Here is a 14,393-nt window from a genome sequence, read left to right as displayed (position 1 = left end):
CAAGACAAGTGCTCAACTTTTTCACGGGGGTTCGGGGGCGACTCCCCGGAAGACGTAGCTGGAGGTTGACATGACGAGCGACGGTTACCGGACCGAACACGACTCCATGGGCGAGGTGCGCGTCCCCGCCCACGCCAAATGGCGGGCCCAGACCCAGCGGGCGGTGGAGAACTTCCCCGTCTCGGGGCAGCGCCTGGAACGGGCCCACATCGAGGCCCTGGCGCGGATCAAGGCCGCCGCCGCCAAGGTCAACGCCGAGCTGGGCGTCCTGGACCCGGAGATCGCCGGTGCCATCCAGGAGGCGGCCGCCGAGGTGGCCGACGGCCGCTGGGACGAGCACTTCCCGGTCGACGTCTTCCAGACCGGGTCCGGCACGTCCTCCAACATGAACACCAACGAGGTCCTCGCCACCCTCGCCGGTGAGCGGCTCGGCCGCCCGGACGCCGTCCACCCCAACGACCACGTCAACGCCTCCCAGTCGTCCAACGACGTCTTCCCCTCCTCCATCCACATCGCCGCCACCGCCGCCGTCACCCACGACCTGATCCCGGCGCTGGAGCACCTGGCCGCCGCGCTGGGGCGGAAATCGGTCGAGTTCGCGGACGTCGTCAAGTCCGGCCGTACGCATCTGATGGACGCGACGCCCGTGACGCTCGGTCAGGAGTTCGGCGGGTACGCCGCGCAGGTCCGGTACGGCGTCGAGCGGCTGCGCGCCTCCCTGCCGCGCCTGGCCGAACTGCCGCTGGGCGGCACGGCGGTCGGCACCGGCATCAACACCCCGCCCGGCTTCTCGGCCGCCGTCATCGCCGAGGTCGCCCGCACCACCGGGCTGCCGCTGACCGAGGCCCGGGACCACTTCGAGGCCCAGGGCGCGCGCGACGGGCTCGTGGAGACGTCCGGACAGCTCCGCACGATCGCGGTGTCCCTCACCAAGATCTCCAACGACCTCCGCTGGATGGCGTCCGGCCCCCGCACGGGCCTGGCCGAGATCAACCTGCCCGACCTCCAGCCCGGCTCCTCGATCATGCCCGGCAAGGTCAACCCCGTGATCCCGGAGGCGGTCCTGATGGTCGCCGCGCAGGTGACCGGGAACGACGCGACGGTCGCGGCCGCGGGCGCCGCCGGCAACTTCGAGCTGAACGTCATGCTCCCGGTCATCGCCAAGAACCTGCTGGAGTCCGTACGCCTCCTCGCCAACGCCGCGCGCCTGCTGGCGGACCGCACGGTCGACGGCATCACCGCCAACGTCGAGCGGGCGCGCGAGTACGCCGAGTCGTCGCCCTCCGTGGTGACCCCGCTCAACAAGTACATCGGCTACGAGGAGGCCGCGAAGGTCGCCAAGAAGTCCCTCGCCGAGCGGAGGACGATCCGTGAGGTCGTCATCGCGTCGGGGTACGTGGAGCGGGGCGACCTCACACTCCAGCAGCTCGACGAAGCACTCGACGTCCTGCGCATGACCCGGCCCTGACCAGGGGTTTCGTACGCCGCTGGGCCCGCCGCCCGTGATCTGCGTCGCGGCGGGGCCGCCCGGACCCCCCTAAGATCTGCGCATGACAGCCGAGACGACGACAGGGAGAGGAGCGCGCCCCGGTGGCGCGCGCTGGGCACCGGGTGCGCGGATCCTGTGGCGCTACCGCGACAACGGCGACGGCCACATCCATATCTGCCGGCCCGTGACCGTCGTCGAGGACACCGACGACCTGCTCGCCGTGTGGATGGCCCCGGGCACCGAGTGCGTCAAGCCCGTGCTCGCCGACGGCAGCCCCGTCCACGAGGAGCCCCTCGTCACCCGGTACACCGCGCCGCGCACCACCACGCGCACGCGCTGGGAGGGCACGGGTGTGCTGAAGCTCGCCCGGCCGGACGAACCGTGGTCGGTGTGGCTGTTCTGGGAGCACGGCTGGAGGTTCCGGAGCTGGTACGTCAACCTGGAGGAGCCGCGCACCCGATGGGCGGACGGCGTGGACTCCGAGGACCACTTCCTGGACATCTCGGTGTACCCCGATCGTAGTTGGCTGTGGCGCGACGAGGACGAGTTCGCCCAGGCGCAGCGCAGCGGCCTGATGGGCCCCGCCCAGGCCCGGCGGGTACGGGACGCGGGCCGCGCGGCGGTGGAGGTGATCCGCGCTTGGGGCACCCCCTTCGCGGACGGCTGGGAGAACTGGCGGCCGAACCCGGAGTGGGTGGTTCCGGAATTGCCCGCGGACTGGGATCGCACCCCGGCGCACACGGCTCCGTGAGACCCTTGATGCGCCCCTGGGGTGCAAACGTAGGATCGTCCTCCGCACGTTGGCGGAGCAGTAACGACTGAGTAGAGACCAGGAACTGACCGTAAGTCATCCATGAGGGGGTGGAGCCGTGCCTGATCCGTGCCCGGATACGTCACCCCTTGTCGACGCCGCCCTCAGAGCGGGTATAGCGCCTGACAGAGCGATCGCATCGCACTACCGGCCCGGACGGACGGAATCCCACGCGTGACGGAGCATCCCACCTCCCACGAAGGCCGACAGCCGCTGGCTGCCCGGCCGCAGGAACGCACCCGGCCGCGGCAGGAGACGCCCCCGTCCCCCGCCGCGCCGGCCGCGCCTGCGCCCGCGCCCGCGTCCCGCGCGGGCGCCGCCTCGGCCTCGTCGTCCCCGCCGTCCCCGACGGCCGCCGCGCCGGCCGGCCCGGGGCGGCCGTCGGGCCGTGGCACCGGCCCGTCGGGGCACGGGGCGCAGGGGCACGGACCGGGTGCGCACGGACCGGCCGGGCAAGGCGCCGGGGCGTCCGGTCTCGCGTGCGGGCACGGCACGGCGGCGACGGCCCGCGCGGACGGGCCGTCCGGCGACGGGACCGGACACGCCGGTTACGCGGGCGGGGCGGGCGACCACGGAAGCGGACCCGGCGGCCCGGCCACCGGAACCGGCGCGGGAGCCGCGGACGGAACCGGAACGGGAGCCGTCGCAGGAACCGGAACGGCGGGCGGAGCCGGGGGCGCGGCGGGAACCGGAGCCGTACCGGGTGGCTCGGCCGCCGGGGTGGCCGGGCCGCTGGAGGGGCTGCCCGCCCAGGCCGGGCCGTCGCCGGCAGCGGAGCCGGTGGCCGCCGCACGCCACGAGGGCGACCGGCTGCGCTTCGTGGGCGCCGCCACGCGCCGGATCGCCCGCGGCATCGACCTGGACGAGATCGTGCTCGGCCTGTGCCGGGCCACCGTGCCGACGTTCTCCGACGCGATCCTCGTCTACCTCCGCGACCCCCTCCCGGTCGGCGACGAGCGGCCCGTCGACCCGTTCGTCCTGCGTCTGCGCCGTACCGACAGGCTGCGTTTAACGGAGGACGACTCCGAGCTCGGCCTGTCGGCCGCCGACCCGGAGACCGACCTCGACCTCGGCCCGGCCGCCGAGCTGTGCGAGGTGCAGGCAGGCGGCGCCCTGGCCGAGGTGCTCCGTGGCGTACGCCCCGTCTTCGGCGACTCGGCGGCCGCCCGCGCCGCGCTGCCCGAACTGCTCGGCGACGGGCGCTGCGTACCCTCCGGGCACCGGGCGATCCTGGCGCCGCTGCGGGGCCGGCGCCGGGTCATCGGCGCGGCCGTCTTCCTGCGCCGCCCGGACCGGCCGCCGTTCGAGCCGAACGACCTGCTGGTGGCCGCGCAACTGGCGACGCACACGGCACTGGGCATCGACAAGGCGGTGCTGTACGGGCGGGAGGCGTACATCGCCGACGAGCTCCAGCGCACCATGCTGCCCGAGAACCTGCCGCAGCCGACCGGCGTGAAGCTGGCCTCGCGCTACCTTCCGGCGGCCGAGACGGCACGCGTCGGCGGCGACTGGTACGACGCGATCCCGCTGCCCGGCAGCCGGGTCGCCCTGGTCGTGGGCGACGTGATGGGCCACTCCATGACGTCCGCCGCGATCATGGGCCAGCTCCGCACCACCGCGCAGACCCTCGCCGGGCTGGACCTGCCGCCGCAGGAGGTGCTGCACCACCTCGACGAGCAGGCCCAGCGGCTCGGCGAGAACCGCATGGCGACCTGCCTGTACGCGGTGTACGACCCGGTCGCGCACCGCATCACCATCGCCAACGCGGGCCATCCGCCGCCGATACTGCTCCACCTGGGTGGCCGCGCCGAGGTGCTGCGCGTCCCGCCGGGCGCGCCGATCGGTGTGGGCGGCGTCGACTTCGAGGCGGTGGAGCTGGACGCCCCCGCCGGGGCGACCCTGCTGCTCTACACCGACGGGCTGGTCGAGTCGCGGCTGCGTGACGTGTGGACGGGGATAGAGCAGCTCCGTGAACGGCTGGCCGCCACCGCGCAGTTGACCGGCCCGGACCACTCGCCGCCGCTGGAGGCGCTCTGCGACGACGTGCTGGACATGCTCGGCCCTGGCGACCGGGACGACGACATCGCGCTGCTCGCCGCCCGCTTCGACGGGATCGCCCCGAGCGATGTCGCGTACTGGTTCCTGGAGCCGGAGGAGCAGGCGCCGGGGCGGGCGCGGCGGCTGGCGCGGCGGGCGCTTTCGCGCTGGGACCTGGAGGACCTGTCGGACAGCGTGGAGCTGCTGGTCAGCGAGGTGGTCACCAATGCCGTGCGGTACGCCGAACGGCCGGTGACGCTGCGCCTGCTGCGCACGGACGTGCTGCGGTGCGAGGTCGGTGACGACTCGCCGCAGCTCCCGCGCCAGCGCCGGGCCCGGGACACCGACGAGGGCGGGCGCGGCCTGTTCCTGGTGAACCGGCTGGCCCGGCGGTGGGGTGCGACGCGGCTGTCGACCGGCAAGGTGGTCTGGTTCGAGCTGCCGACGCGCATCTGAGCCGCCGCGTCCGGTCATGACGGTGGCCGGGCCCCCTTGGCGGGGGCCCGGCCACCGTCGTGTCGTCCCGTGTTACGGCTGCGGCGGCTTCAGGTCGCCGGTGTCGCCGCCGGTGTCACCGCCCGGGTCGCCGGTCGGGTCGCCGCCGTCGCCGCCGCCGGTCGACCCGGCGATGTCACCCTCGGTGGGGTCGTCCGTCGGGGTGTCGGTGGGCGTCGGGATCGTCGGCGTCCGCGTGGGGGCGGTGGGCGTGCGCGTCGGGTCCGGGTCCTCGGTGGGCGACTCGGTCTCGGTCGGCTCCTCCGTGGGCGACTCGGTCTCGGTCGGCTCCTCCGTGGGCGTCGGCGTGGTGTCCGTCTCGGGCGGGGCCGTCTCGGCGAGGTCCAGGTCGAAGCGGGCGTCGGAGCCGCCGCCGAGGGCGCCCAGCGTGTAGTCGGCCCAGATGCGGGCGGGGAAGCCACCGCCGTTGGCGCGGCCGGAGTTGGCGGTGCCGGTGAGCGTGACCTGGCGGCCCTTGTCGGCGTCCTCGCCGAAGAGGGCGACGACGGTGGCCAGTTCGGGCGTGTACCCGGCGAACCAGGCCGACTTGTTGTTCTCCGAGGTGCCCGTCTTGCCGGCCGCCTGGTAGGCGGAGGTGTTCGCCTCGAAGCCGGAGCCGTTCTTGACGACGCCGGTCAGGGCGGCGGTGACGGTGTCGGCGGTCTCGCGGCTGACGACCCGGTCACCGATGGGGGCTTCGGTGCGCTCGAAGGTGCGGTCCTTGTGCTCGGCGGACTTCACGATGGTCGGGGTGACCTTCTTGCCGTGGTTGTCGAGGGTGGCGTACACCCCGGCCATGTCCCACGTGGAGGCGCCCATCGTGCCCAGGGACATGGCGGGCTGCTCGACGAACCCCTCGCCGTCCTTCATGCCGAGGGCGAGCGCGGTCTCCTTCACCTTGTCCGGCCCGGCGTCCACGATCATCTGCGCGAACACGGAGTTGATCGACTTGTTCATCGCCTTCTGCACGGTGACGGGGCCGTAGCTGCGGTCGTCCTCGTTCTGCGGGGCGAAGGGGGTGTCGCTGCCCTTGACGGGGGTGCGGCTGTCGCCGTCGTAGATCGTGCCGAGGCCGATCTCGTTGCCGTCCTGGGTCCTGGAGCCGTTCTCCAGGGCGGAGGCGAAGACCAGGGGCTTGAAGGTGGAGGCGGGCTGGTAGTCGCGGCGGGTGGCGTTGGACATCCAGTGCTCGGTGGCGCCGACACCGCCGTACAGCGCCACGACGTGCCCCGTCCTGGGGTCGACGGAGGTGGCGCCGGCCTGGACGGTGGAGTCGACCTCGCTGCCCTTGCGGTCGAGGTGGTCCTCCAGCTTCTCGTCGACGGCCTTGACGAGCCGCTTCTGCTTCTTCTCGTCGATGTTGAGGGTGATGGTCCAGCCGCCGGCGTCGATGGTCTCCTCGCTGATGCCCTGGCTGACCATCTCCTGCTTGGCGGCCGCGACGAGGTAGCCGGTCTGGCCCTCCATGCCGGGCGCGGCCTTGGGCTTCTGCGGCTCCTGGAACTTCTGCCCGGCCCGCGCGGACGCGCTCAGCCAGCCCTCCTCGACCATGTTGTCGAGGACGTAGTTCCAGCGCTCGCGGGCCAGTTCGCGGCCGGTGGGGCTCGCGAGGGCCCAGTCGTACTGGTTGGGGGCCTGGAGGAGGGCGGCGAGGTAGGCGCCCTGGGAGACGGTCAGCTTCTCGGCGTCGACGCCGTAGTACGCCTGGGCGGCGGCCTGGATGCCGTACGCGCCGCGGCCGTAGTAGCTGGTGTTCATGTAGCCGGCGAGGATGTCCTTCTTGTCCATCCGCTGGTCCACCTTGAGGGAGATCACCAGCTCCTTGAGCTTCCGGGTGACCGTCTGGTCCTGGTTCAGGTAGTAGTTCTTGACGTACTGCTGGGTGATCGTCGATCCGCCCTGCTTGCCCTTGCCGCTGAGGGTGTTGAACACGCCGCGGGCGGTGCCCATGAAGTCGACGCCGGAGTCCTCGTAGAAGCTCTTGTTCTCGGCGGCGACGAAGGCGTTCTCCACGTCGTCGGGGATCTTCTCCAGGCCGACGATCTCCCGGTTGATCTCACCGGTGCGGGCGAGGATCTTGCCGTTGCTGTACTTGTAGACGTTGCTCTGCATCGTCGCCTGGATGTTGGCGGTGGGCACCGGGACGAGCAGGTAGACGACGTAGAACGCGCCCATGGCGAGCAGGCAGAACCCGAAGAAGGTGCCCAGCAGTCTCTTCCAGGTGAAGAAGCGGCGTATGCCCCCGCCTTCGGTCTTCGCCCCGCGCGCCCCGCGTTCCCGCGCCTGTCGCGCTCCCGCTCGACCCATCGCTCCGTCGCTCCGCTCTGCTCATCTGCGAATCAGCTCAGCAAACTAACACCACGGGTACCGACAAAGCCCAACGCATCCGGTCTTTTCCGGACGTGACAATGAGCACCCGTCTCAAGGGAACCGACTCCTGACAGGGGCGGAGGGTTGCGAAGCGCGGTAAAGTGATATCACTTTGCTAGACCGACCGGAGGGCGCCGGAGTGAGCGCGGGACCGCCGCGGCACGGCCGCCGGACGACGAAACGGGGACGATCATGACGACGACGCAACGCGGCACCCTGGCCGAGGACCTGCCCGAGATGCCGGAGCCGCGCGTACGGGAGTTCGCCGCGCACAGCATCGGCGGCGGCCTGGCGCTGCTGCTCGGCCTCGCCGGGCTGGCGGCCGGTGTCTGCCTGGTGGTGGCGGGCGCCGCCACCGGCTCCACGGGCGTGAAGGTGGCGCTGATCCTGGCCGGGGTGGTGGTGGGTATCGCCTCCTTCCTCGCGATGTGCGGGCTGAACATGGTGGCGCCGGGCGAGGCCCGGGTGGTGCAGCTCTTCGGGCGGTACCGGGGCACCATCCGCGACGACGGCCTGCGGTGGGTCAACCCCTTCACCTCCCGGGCGAAGATCTCCACCCGGGTGCGGAACCACGAGACGGCCGTCCTGAAGGTCAACGACGCGTACGGCAACCCGATCGAGCTGGCGGCGGTGGTCGTGTGGAAGGTCGAGGACACCGCGCAGGCGATGTTCGAGGTCGACGACTTCCTGGAGTTCGTCTCCACGCAGACGGAGGCGGCCGTGCGGCACATCGCGATCGAGTACCCCTACGACGCCCACGACGAGGACGGGCTGTCGCTGCGCGGCAACGCCGAGGAGATCACCGAGAAGCTGGCCGCCGAGCTCCACGCGCGCGTGGAGGCGGCGGGCGTGCGCATCATCGAGTCGCGCTTCACCCACCTCGCGTACGCGCCGGAGATCGCCTCCGCGATGCTCCAGCGCCAGCAGGCAGGCGCGGTCGTGGCGGCGCGGCGGCAGATCGTCGACGGCGCGGTCGGCATGGTCGAGGCGGCCCTGGACCGGCTGGAGGAGCGGGACATCGTGGAGCTCGACCCGGAGCGGAAGGCCGCGATGGTCTCCAACCTGATGGTGGTCCTGTGCGGCGACCGGGCCGCGCAGCCCGTCCTCAACACGGGCACCCTGTACCAGTGACACCGCCCGCGGAACGCCGCCCGCGCAAGCAGGTGCTCCTGCGCCTGGACCCGGCGGTGTACGAGGCGCTGGCCCGCTGGGCGTCGGACGAGCTGCGCAGCGCGAACTCGCAGATCGAGTTCCTGCTGCGCAAGGCCCTCTCCGACGCGGGCCGCCTCCCGTCGGCCCCCGGCCCCCTCCCCCGCCGCGGCCGGCCACCGAAGACACCGCCGCCCCCGGAGTGAGGGCGCCGCCACCCCGCCAGTGAGGGACCTGCCCCCGGAGCCCGGGGCGGGGGGCAGGTCCCCGCTATACATCGTGTGTATACGCGCCCTGTACAGTCGGCCCCATGTCCATCGGTCACGCCCTCCTGGGGCTTCTGGAGTCCGGCCCCCGGCACGGCTACGACCTCAAGCGCGCCTTCGACGAGAAGTTCGGGCACGACCGTCCGCTGCACTACGGGCAGGTCTACGCGACCATGTCCCGGCTGCTGAAGAACGGGCTCGTCGAGGTCGAGGGCATCGAGCCCGGCGGCGGCCCCGAGCGGAAGCGGTACGCGATCACCGAGGCCGGCGTCACCGACGTCGAACGGTGGCTGGCGCACGCCGAGAAGCCCGAGCCGTACCTCCAGTCGACGCTCTACACCAAGGTGGTCCTCGCCCTGCTCACCGGCCGCAGCGCCGCCGAGCTGCTCGACACGCAGCGCGCCGAGCACCTGCGGCTGATGCGGGAGCTGACCCGGCGCAAGCAGGACGGCGACCTCGCCGACCAGCTCATCTGCGACCACGCCCTGTTCCACCTGGAGGCCGACCTGCGCTGGCTGGAGCTGACCGCCGCGCGGCTCGGGCAGCTCGCGGAAGCCGTCGGGCGGTGACCGTACTCCTGGAGGCCCGCGGCGTCGGCAAGGCGTACGGCCCGACCCCGGCCCTGGTGGACGCCGAGTTCGGCATCCGTCCCGGCGAGGTCGTCGCCGTCATGGGTCCCTCCGGGTCCGGCAAGTCGACCCTGCTGCACTGCCTGGCGGGCATCGTCCGGCCGGACGCCGGGACCGTCATGTACGACGGCCGCGAGCTGACCGCCCTGTCCGACGCCGCGCGCAGCGCGCTGCGCCGGGGCGACTTCGGGTTCGTGTTCCAGTTCGGCCGGCTCGTGCCCGAGCTGACGTGCGTGGAGAACGTCGCCCTGCCGCTCCGCCTCAACGGCGAGCGCCGCCGGCCGGCCGAGGCCAAGGCCCGGGAGTGGCTGGAGCGCCTGGAGGCGGACGGGGCGGCAGGCCGGCGCCCCGGGGAGATATCCGGCGGCCAGGCACAGCGCGTCGCCGTGGCCCGCGCGCTGGTCACCGCACCGCGCGTGGTCTTCGCCGACGAGCCGACCGGTGCCCTCGACTCGCTCAACGGCGAGCGCGTGATGCGGCTGCTCGGCGACGCCGCCCGGGACACCGGCGCCGCGGTCGTCCTGGTCACCCACGAGGCCCGCGTCGCCGCCTACTCGGACCGGGAGGTCGTCGTACGGGACGGCCGGGTGCGCGGCCTGACGGGCGCCCGGTGATCCGCGACCTGCTGCTGGGCGCCCGGTTCGCCGTCACCGGCGGCCGCCCCGGCCGGACCCGCACGCTGCTGACCGCCCTCGGGGTGGGCGCCGGGGTGGTGCTGCTGCTCGTCGCCGCGTCCGTGCCGAGCGTCCTGGAGGGGCGCGACCTCCGCCACCAGGGCCGTGACCTCACCTCCAGCGAGTCCGGCGCGCCCCGCTCGGACCGCTCCTTCCTGTACGCGGCCACCTCCACGCTCTTCCACGACCGGCCCGTGCGCGGCACGCTCCTGCGGCCCGACGGCGCCCACGCCCCGGCCCCTCCCGGGGTGGCCGCGGTGCCGGAGCCCGGCGGGATGGTGGTCTCACCGGCGCTGGGCCGCCTGCTCGCCTCCCCCGAGGGCGCGCTGCTGACGGAACGTCTGCCGTACGAGGTGACCGGCCGGATCGGTGACGCGGGCCTGGTCGGTCCCGCCGAACTGGTCTACTACGCCCACAGCCCGGAGCTGACCGACGCGGTCGCCGACGGCCGCGCCGACCGCTTCGGCCACAACGTGGGAGCCGACCGGCCCTCCAGCGCCTTCCTGCTGCTGCTGATCGTGGTGGCGTGCGTGGTGCTGCTGCTGCCGGTGCTCGTCCTCGTCGCCACCGCCGCCCGTTTCGGCGGCGAGCGGCGCGACCGCAGGCTGGCCGCGCTGCGGCTGGTGGGCGCGGACATCGCCATGACGCGCCGGATCGCCGCCGGGGAGGCGCTGGCCGGTGCGCTGCTGGGCCTCCTGGCCGGCGCCGGACTCTTCGCCCTGGCACGGCGCTTCGCGGGCCGGGTGACGGTGTGGGACGTCAACGCCTTCCCGGCCGACCTGACCCCCGTCCCCGCCCTGGCCGCCGCGGTGGCGGTGCTGGTGCCGCTGTGCGCCGTGGTGGTGACGCTGGTCGCGATGCGCGGTGTGGCGGTCGAGCCGCTGGGGGTGACCCGGCAGGCGGCGCCCCGGGCGCGCCGGGTGTGGTGGCGGCTGCTGCCGGCCGCGGCCGGGCCGGTGCTGCTGCTGTCCGCCGGGCCGGTCACCTTCGCGGAGACCAGCCTGGACGCCGCGCCGGTCGCGGCCGGGGCGCTGCTGACGCTGACCGGTGTGGCGGCGCTGCTGCCGTGGCTGACCGAGGCGCTGGTCCGGCGGCTGCGGGGCGGTCCGCTGCCGTGGCAGCTCGCCGTGCGGCGGCTCCAGTTGAGCAGCGGTACGGCGGCGAGGGCGGTCAGCGGCATCGTGGTGGCCGCGGCCGGGGCGATCGCGCTCCAGATGCTGTTCGGGGCCGTGCAGAGCGACTTCATGCGGCCGACGAACATGGACGAGGCACGCGCCCGGCTCGCCCTGCGGGTGGACGCCACCGCCCCGGACGCGCCCCGCGAGCTGATCCGTGAGGTGTCGGCGGCGCGCGGCGTCACCGGGGTGGCCGCGGCGCTCAGCACCTCCGTGCAGCGGCCGGGACCGCCCCGGGCGGGTGAGGGTTTCGTCCCCAGCACCGCCCTCACGGTCGCCGGGTGCCCGACGCTGCGCGAGCTGGGCGATCTCCCCTCGTGCGCGGACGGCGACGTGTTCATCGCGCGGGCGCACGGCGGTGACGGCCCGGACGACGCCTACCTGGCCGAGACGGCCCGGCCCGGCGCGCTGGTCAACCTGCGCGACGAGACCGCGCCGCCGCTGCTGTGGCGCATCCCCGCCGGCGCCCGCACGGTGGAGGGCCGCCGCGACCCGATGGGGTGGACGTCGTTCGGCGTGTACGCCACGCCCTCGGCGATCGACGCCAAGACGCTCGACGATCCCGTCCTCACCGCCTGGGTGCGCCTGGACGCGGCCGTGCCGGACGCCGCCGAGCACGCCCGTGAGGCGGCCGCCCGGGTCAGTCCGCTGATGCGGGTGGACACGGTCCAGGACATGGAGCGGGACGCGCGGTTCACCAGTGTCCGGCGGGGGGTGTTCGCCGCCGCGACGCTCACCATGGTGCTGGTCGCCGTCTCGCTGCTGGTGTCGACGGTGGAGCAGTTGCGGGACCGCGGGCGGCTGTTGTCGGCACTGGTGGCCTTCGGTACGCGGCGCTCGACGCTGGCCTGGTCGGTGCTGTGGCAGACCGCCGTACCGGTCGTGCTGGGCATGGCCCTGGCGGTCGCGGGCGGGCTGGGGCTCGGCGTGCTGCTGCTGCGGCTGACCGGCAAGGGCGTCGAGGACTGGTGGGTGTTCTGGCCGGTCGCCGGGGTGGGTGCGGCGCTGGTCCTGGCCGTGACGGGCCTGAGCCTGCCGGTCCTGTGGCGCCTGATGCGCCCGGACGGTCTGCGTACGGAGTGAGCGCCGCCCCGGACGTCAGCCCCCGGGGCCCAGGACCCGGACCGGGAGGGCCGTCATCGCCTCGCGCAGGGCGTCGGCGAGCTCCTCGAACTCGGCCTGGCGGGCCGCGCCCGTGCGCATGGCCAGGGCGATGCGCCGCGAGGGCGCCGGGTCGGCGAACCAGCCCGTCACCAGGTGGCCGTTGCGCCCGGTCTCGACCGTGACGGCGGTGCGCGGCAGCAGGGTCACCCCGAGGCCGCCCGCGACGAGCTGGACCAGCGTGGACAGGCCGGCCGCGGTGGTGGTGACCGGGGCGCCGTCCTCGCGTCCCGCCTCGCGGCAGATGTCGAGCGCCTGGTCGCGCAGGCAGTGGCCCTCGTCCAGCAGCAGCAGCCGCAGTTCGCGCAGCGCGTCGCGCGGGATGTCGGTGCGGCCGCCCAGCCAGTGGTCCTCCGGGGTGACCAGGACGAAGTCCTCGTCGAAGAGCGGCAGTTCGGTGACGCCCGGCACGCCCAGCGGGACGGCGAGCAGCAGCAGGTCGAGCCGTCCGGCGGCCAGCCCCTCCAGCAGCGACGACGTCTGCTCCTCGTGGACCTGGAGGTCGAGCTCCGGGTAGCGCTCGTGGACCAGTCGCAGGACGGTCGGGAGCAGGTAGGGCGCCACCGTGGGGATCACGCCGAGCCGCAGCACGCCGGTGAAGGGGGCGTGCGCCGCCTCCGCCTCCTCCATCAGCTCGGCCACCGCGTCCAGCACGGCCCGCGCCCGCACCGCGAGCCGCTCACCGGCCGGTGAGAGGAGCACCTTGCGTGTCGTACGCTCCAGCAACTGGACACCGAGTGCCTCTTCGAGTGCCGAAACCGCGCCCGACAGGGCGGGCTGGCTCATGCCGATCGCGGCGGCCGCGTCCCGGAAGTGCAGGTGCTCGGCCACCGCCGTGAACGCCCTGAGCTGGGCCAGACTGGGCTGCTTACCCTTATATACGGACACCACTGATAACCACCTTCGATCAACCTGACCCAGTCTAGCTATTTCACTGATCAATGCACGCCGTGCCATGCTGGGGCTCCGTCCAACCCCCGCGGAAGGCCTCAAAAGGGACTTCCCAGCTCGAAGGAGAGCGTGTGCTCACTGTCGGTGACCAGTTCCCCACGTACGACCTGACCGCCTGTGTGTCGCTGGAGAGCGGCAAGGAGTTCGCGCAGATCGACCACAAGTCCTACGAGGGCAAGTGGCGCGTGGTGTTCTTCTGGCCGAAGGACTTCACCTTCGTCTGCCCCACCGAGATCGCCGCCTTCGGCAAGCTGAACGACGAGTTCGCCGACCGTGACGCCCAGATCCTCGGCGTCTCCGGCGACTCGGAGTTCGTGCACCACGCCTGGCGCAAGGACCACGCCGACCTGCGTGACCTGCCCTTCCCGATGCTCGCCGACTCCAAGCACGAGCTGATGCGCGACTGCGGCGTCGAGGGTGCGGACGGCTTCGCGCAGCGCGCCGTCTTCATCGTCGACCCGAACAACGAGATCCAGTTCGCCATGGTGACCGCCGGCTCCGTCGGCCGTAACCCCAAGGAGGTCCTGCGGGTGCTGGACGCCCTCCAGACCGACGAGCTGTGCCCGTGCAACTGGACCAAGGGCGAGGACACCCTCGACCCGGTCGCGCTGCTGGCCGGTGAGTGACCCATGGCCCTCGACGAGCTGAAGTCCGCCATACCGGACTACGCCAAGGACCTGAAGCTGAACCTCGGCTCGGTCATCGGTAACAGCGAGCTGCCCCAGCAGCAGCTCTGGGGCACGGTCCTGGCCTGCGCGATCGCCTCGCGCTCGCCCAAGGTCCTGCGCGAGCTGGAGCCGGAGGCCAAGGCCAACCTCAAGCCCGAGGCGTACCAGGCGGCCAAGTCCGCCGCCGCCATCATGGCGATGAACAACGTCTTCTACCGCACGCGTCACCTGCTCTCCGACCCGGAGTACGGCACGATGCGCGCCGGTCTGCGGATGAACGTCATCGGCAACCCGGGCGTGGAGAAGGTCGACTTCGAGCTGTGGTCGCTCGCCGTCTCCGCCATCAACGGCTGCGGCATGTGCCTGGACTCGCACGAGCAGGTCCTGCGCAAGGCCGGCGTGGACCGCGACACGATCCAGGAGGCGTTCAAGATCGCCTCGGTGATCCAGGCGGTCGGCGCCACGCTCGACGCCGAGGCCGTCCTCGCCGAGTAGTCTCCGCGCGGTCATGGTGAAGG

At 73.0% G+C, this 14,393-nt stretch carries 12 protein-coding genes; 10 read left to right on the top strand and 2 right to left on the bottom strand.

The features are described from left to right. The first annotated feature begins 70 nt into the window (after positions 1–70). From E2B92_RS20320 to E2B92_RS20310, 3 genes are all read left to right on the top strand, one after another. The gene (locus E2B92_RS20320) at positions 71–1,468 is read left to right on the top strand and encodes a class II fumarate hydratase (protein ID WP_126883702.1); all 1,398 of its coding nucleotides are present in this window, start codon (positions 71–73) and stop codon (positions 1,466–1,468) included. 82 nt (positions 1,469–1,550) lie between these two features. Continuing rightward, positions 1,551–2,240, top strand: coding sequence for a cytidylyl-2-hydroxypropylphosphonate hydrolase (gene fomD, locus E2B92_RS20315; RefSeq protein ID WP_126883703.1), 690 nt, complete (start codon positions 1,551–1,553; stop codon positions 2,238–2,240). Between the two features lie 234 nt (positions 2,241–2,474). After that, on the top strand, positions 2,475–4,793 hold the full coding sequence (locus E2B92_RS20310; protein ID WP_185923507.1) for a SpoIIE family protein phosphatase: 2,319 nt from the start codon (positions 2,475–2,477) through the stop codon (positions 4,791–4,793). 72 nt (positions 4,794–4,865) lie between these two features. Here E2B92_RS20310 and E2B92_RS20305 read toward each other — a convergent pair whose 3' ends face one another. Beyond that, on the bottom strand, positions 4,866–7,139 hold the full coding sequence (locus tag E2B92_RS20305; RefSeq protein WP_126883704.1) for a transglycosylase domain-containing protein: 2,274 nt from the start codon (positions 7,137–7,139) through the stop codon (positions 4,866–4,868). A gap of 255 nt (positions 7,140–7,394) precedes the next feature. Here E2B92_RS20305 and E2B92_RS20300 point away from each other — a divergent pair, with 255 nt between their 5' ends. From E2B92_RS20300 to E2B92_RS20280, 5 genes are all read left to right on the top strand, one after another. Further along, entirely contained in the window at positions 7,395–8,333 is a 939-nt protein-coding gene (locus tag E2B92_RS20300; RefSeq protein WP_126883705.1) for an SPFH domain-containing protein, read from the top strand. Beyond that, positions 8,330–8,557, top strand: a complete 228-nt coding sequence (locus E2B92_RS20295) for a hypothetical protein (RefSeq protein WP_126883706.1) — start codon at positions 8,330–8,332, stop codon at positions 8,555–8,557. The genes E2B92_RS20300 and E2B92_RS20295 overlap by 4 nt, the downstream gene beginning before the upstream one ends. A 104-nt stretch (positions 8,558–8,661) precedes the next feature. Beyond that, the gene (locus tag E2B92_RS20290) at positions 8,662–9,186 is read left to right on the top strand and encodes a PadR family transcriptional regulator (RefSeq protein ID WP_126883707.1); all 525 of its coding nucleotides are present in this window, start codon (positions 8,662–8,664) and stop codon (positions 9,184–9,186) included. Further along, positions 9,183–9,860 carry an ABC transporter ATP-binding protein gene (locus tag E2B92_RS20285; RefSeq protein WP_126883708.1) on the top strand — a complete coding sequence of 226 codons (678 nt, stop codon included), beginning with the start codon at positions 9,183–9,185 and terminating at the stop codon, positions 9,858–9,860. The genes E2B92_RS20290 and E2B92_RS20285 overlap by 4 nt, the downstream gene beginning before the upstream one ends. Continuing rightward, positions 9,857–12,178, top strand: coding sequence for an FtsX-like permease family protein (locus E2B92_RS20280; RefSeq protein ID WP_126883709.1), 2,322 nt, complete (start codon positions 9,857–9,859; stop codon positions 12,176–12,178). The genes E2B92_RS20285 and E2B92_RS20280 overlap by 4 nt, the downstream gene beginning before the upstream one ends. A 15-nt stretch (positions 12,179–12,193) precedes the next feature. On the opposite strand, the gene E2B92_RS20275 is transcribed toward E2B92_RS20280, so the two are convergent. Next, on the bottom strand, positions 12,194–13,147 hold the full coding sequence (locus E2B92_RS20275) for a LysR substrate-binding domain-containing protein (protein ID WP_126883710.1): 954 nt from the start codon (positions 13,145–13,147) through the stop codon (positions 12,194–12,196). Between the two features lie 131 nt (positions 13,148–13,278). On the opposite strand from E2B92_RS20275, the gene E2B92_RS20270 reads away from it, so the two are divergent. Both E2B92_RS20270 and E2B92_RS20265 read left to right on the top strand, forming a co-directional pair. Next, positions 13,279–13,833, top strand: a complete 555-nt coding sequence (locus E2B92_RS20270; RefSeq protein ID WP_126883711.1) for a peroxiredoxin — start codon at positions 13,279–13,281, stop codon at positions 13,831–13,833. Between the two features lie 3 nt (positions 13,834–13,836). Further along, positions 13,837–14,370, top strand: a complete 534-nt coding sequence (locus E2B92_RS20265) for an alkyl hydroperoxide reductase (protein ID WP_126883712.1) — start codon at positions 13,837–13,839, stop codon at positions 14,368–14,370. Positions 14,371–14,393: the final 23 nt, after the last annotated feature.

This window comes from Streptomyces sp. WAC05374 (genome assembly GCF_004353505.1).
Taxonomy (GTDB): domain Bacteria; phylum Actinomycetota; class Actinomycetes; order Streptomycetales; family Streptomycetaceae; genus Streptomyces.
The sequence above is the reverse complement of the archived record's forward strand: the minus strand, read 5'-3'. Positions and strand labels throughout refer to the sequence as shown.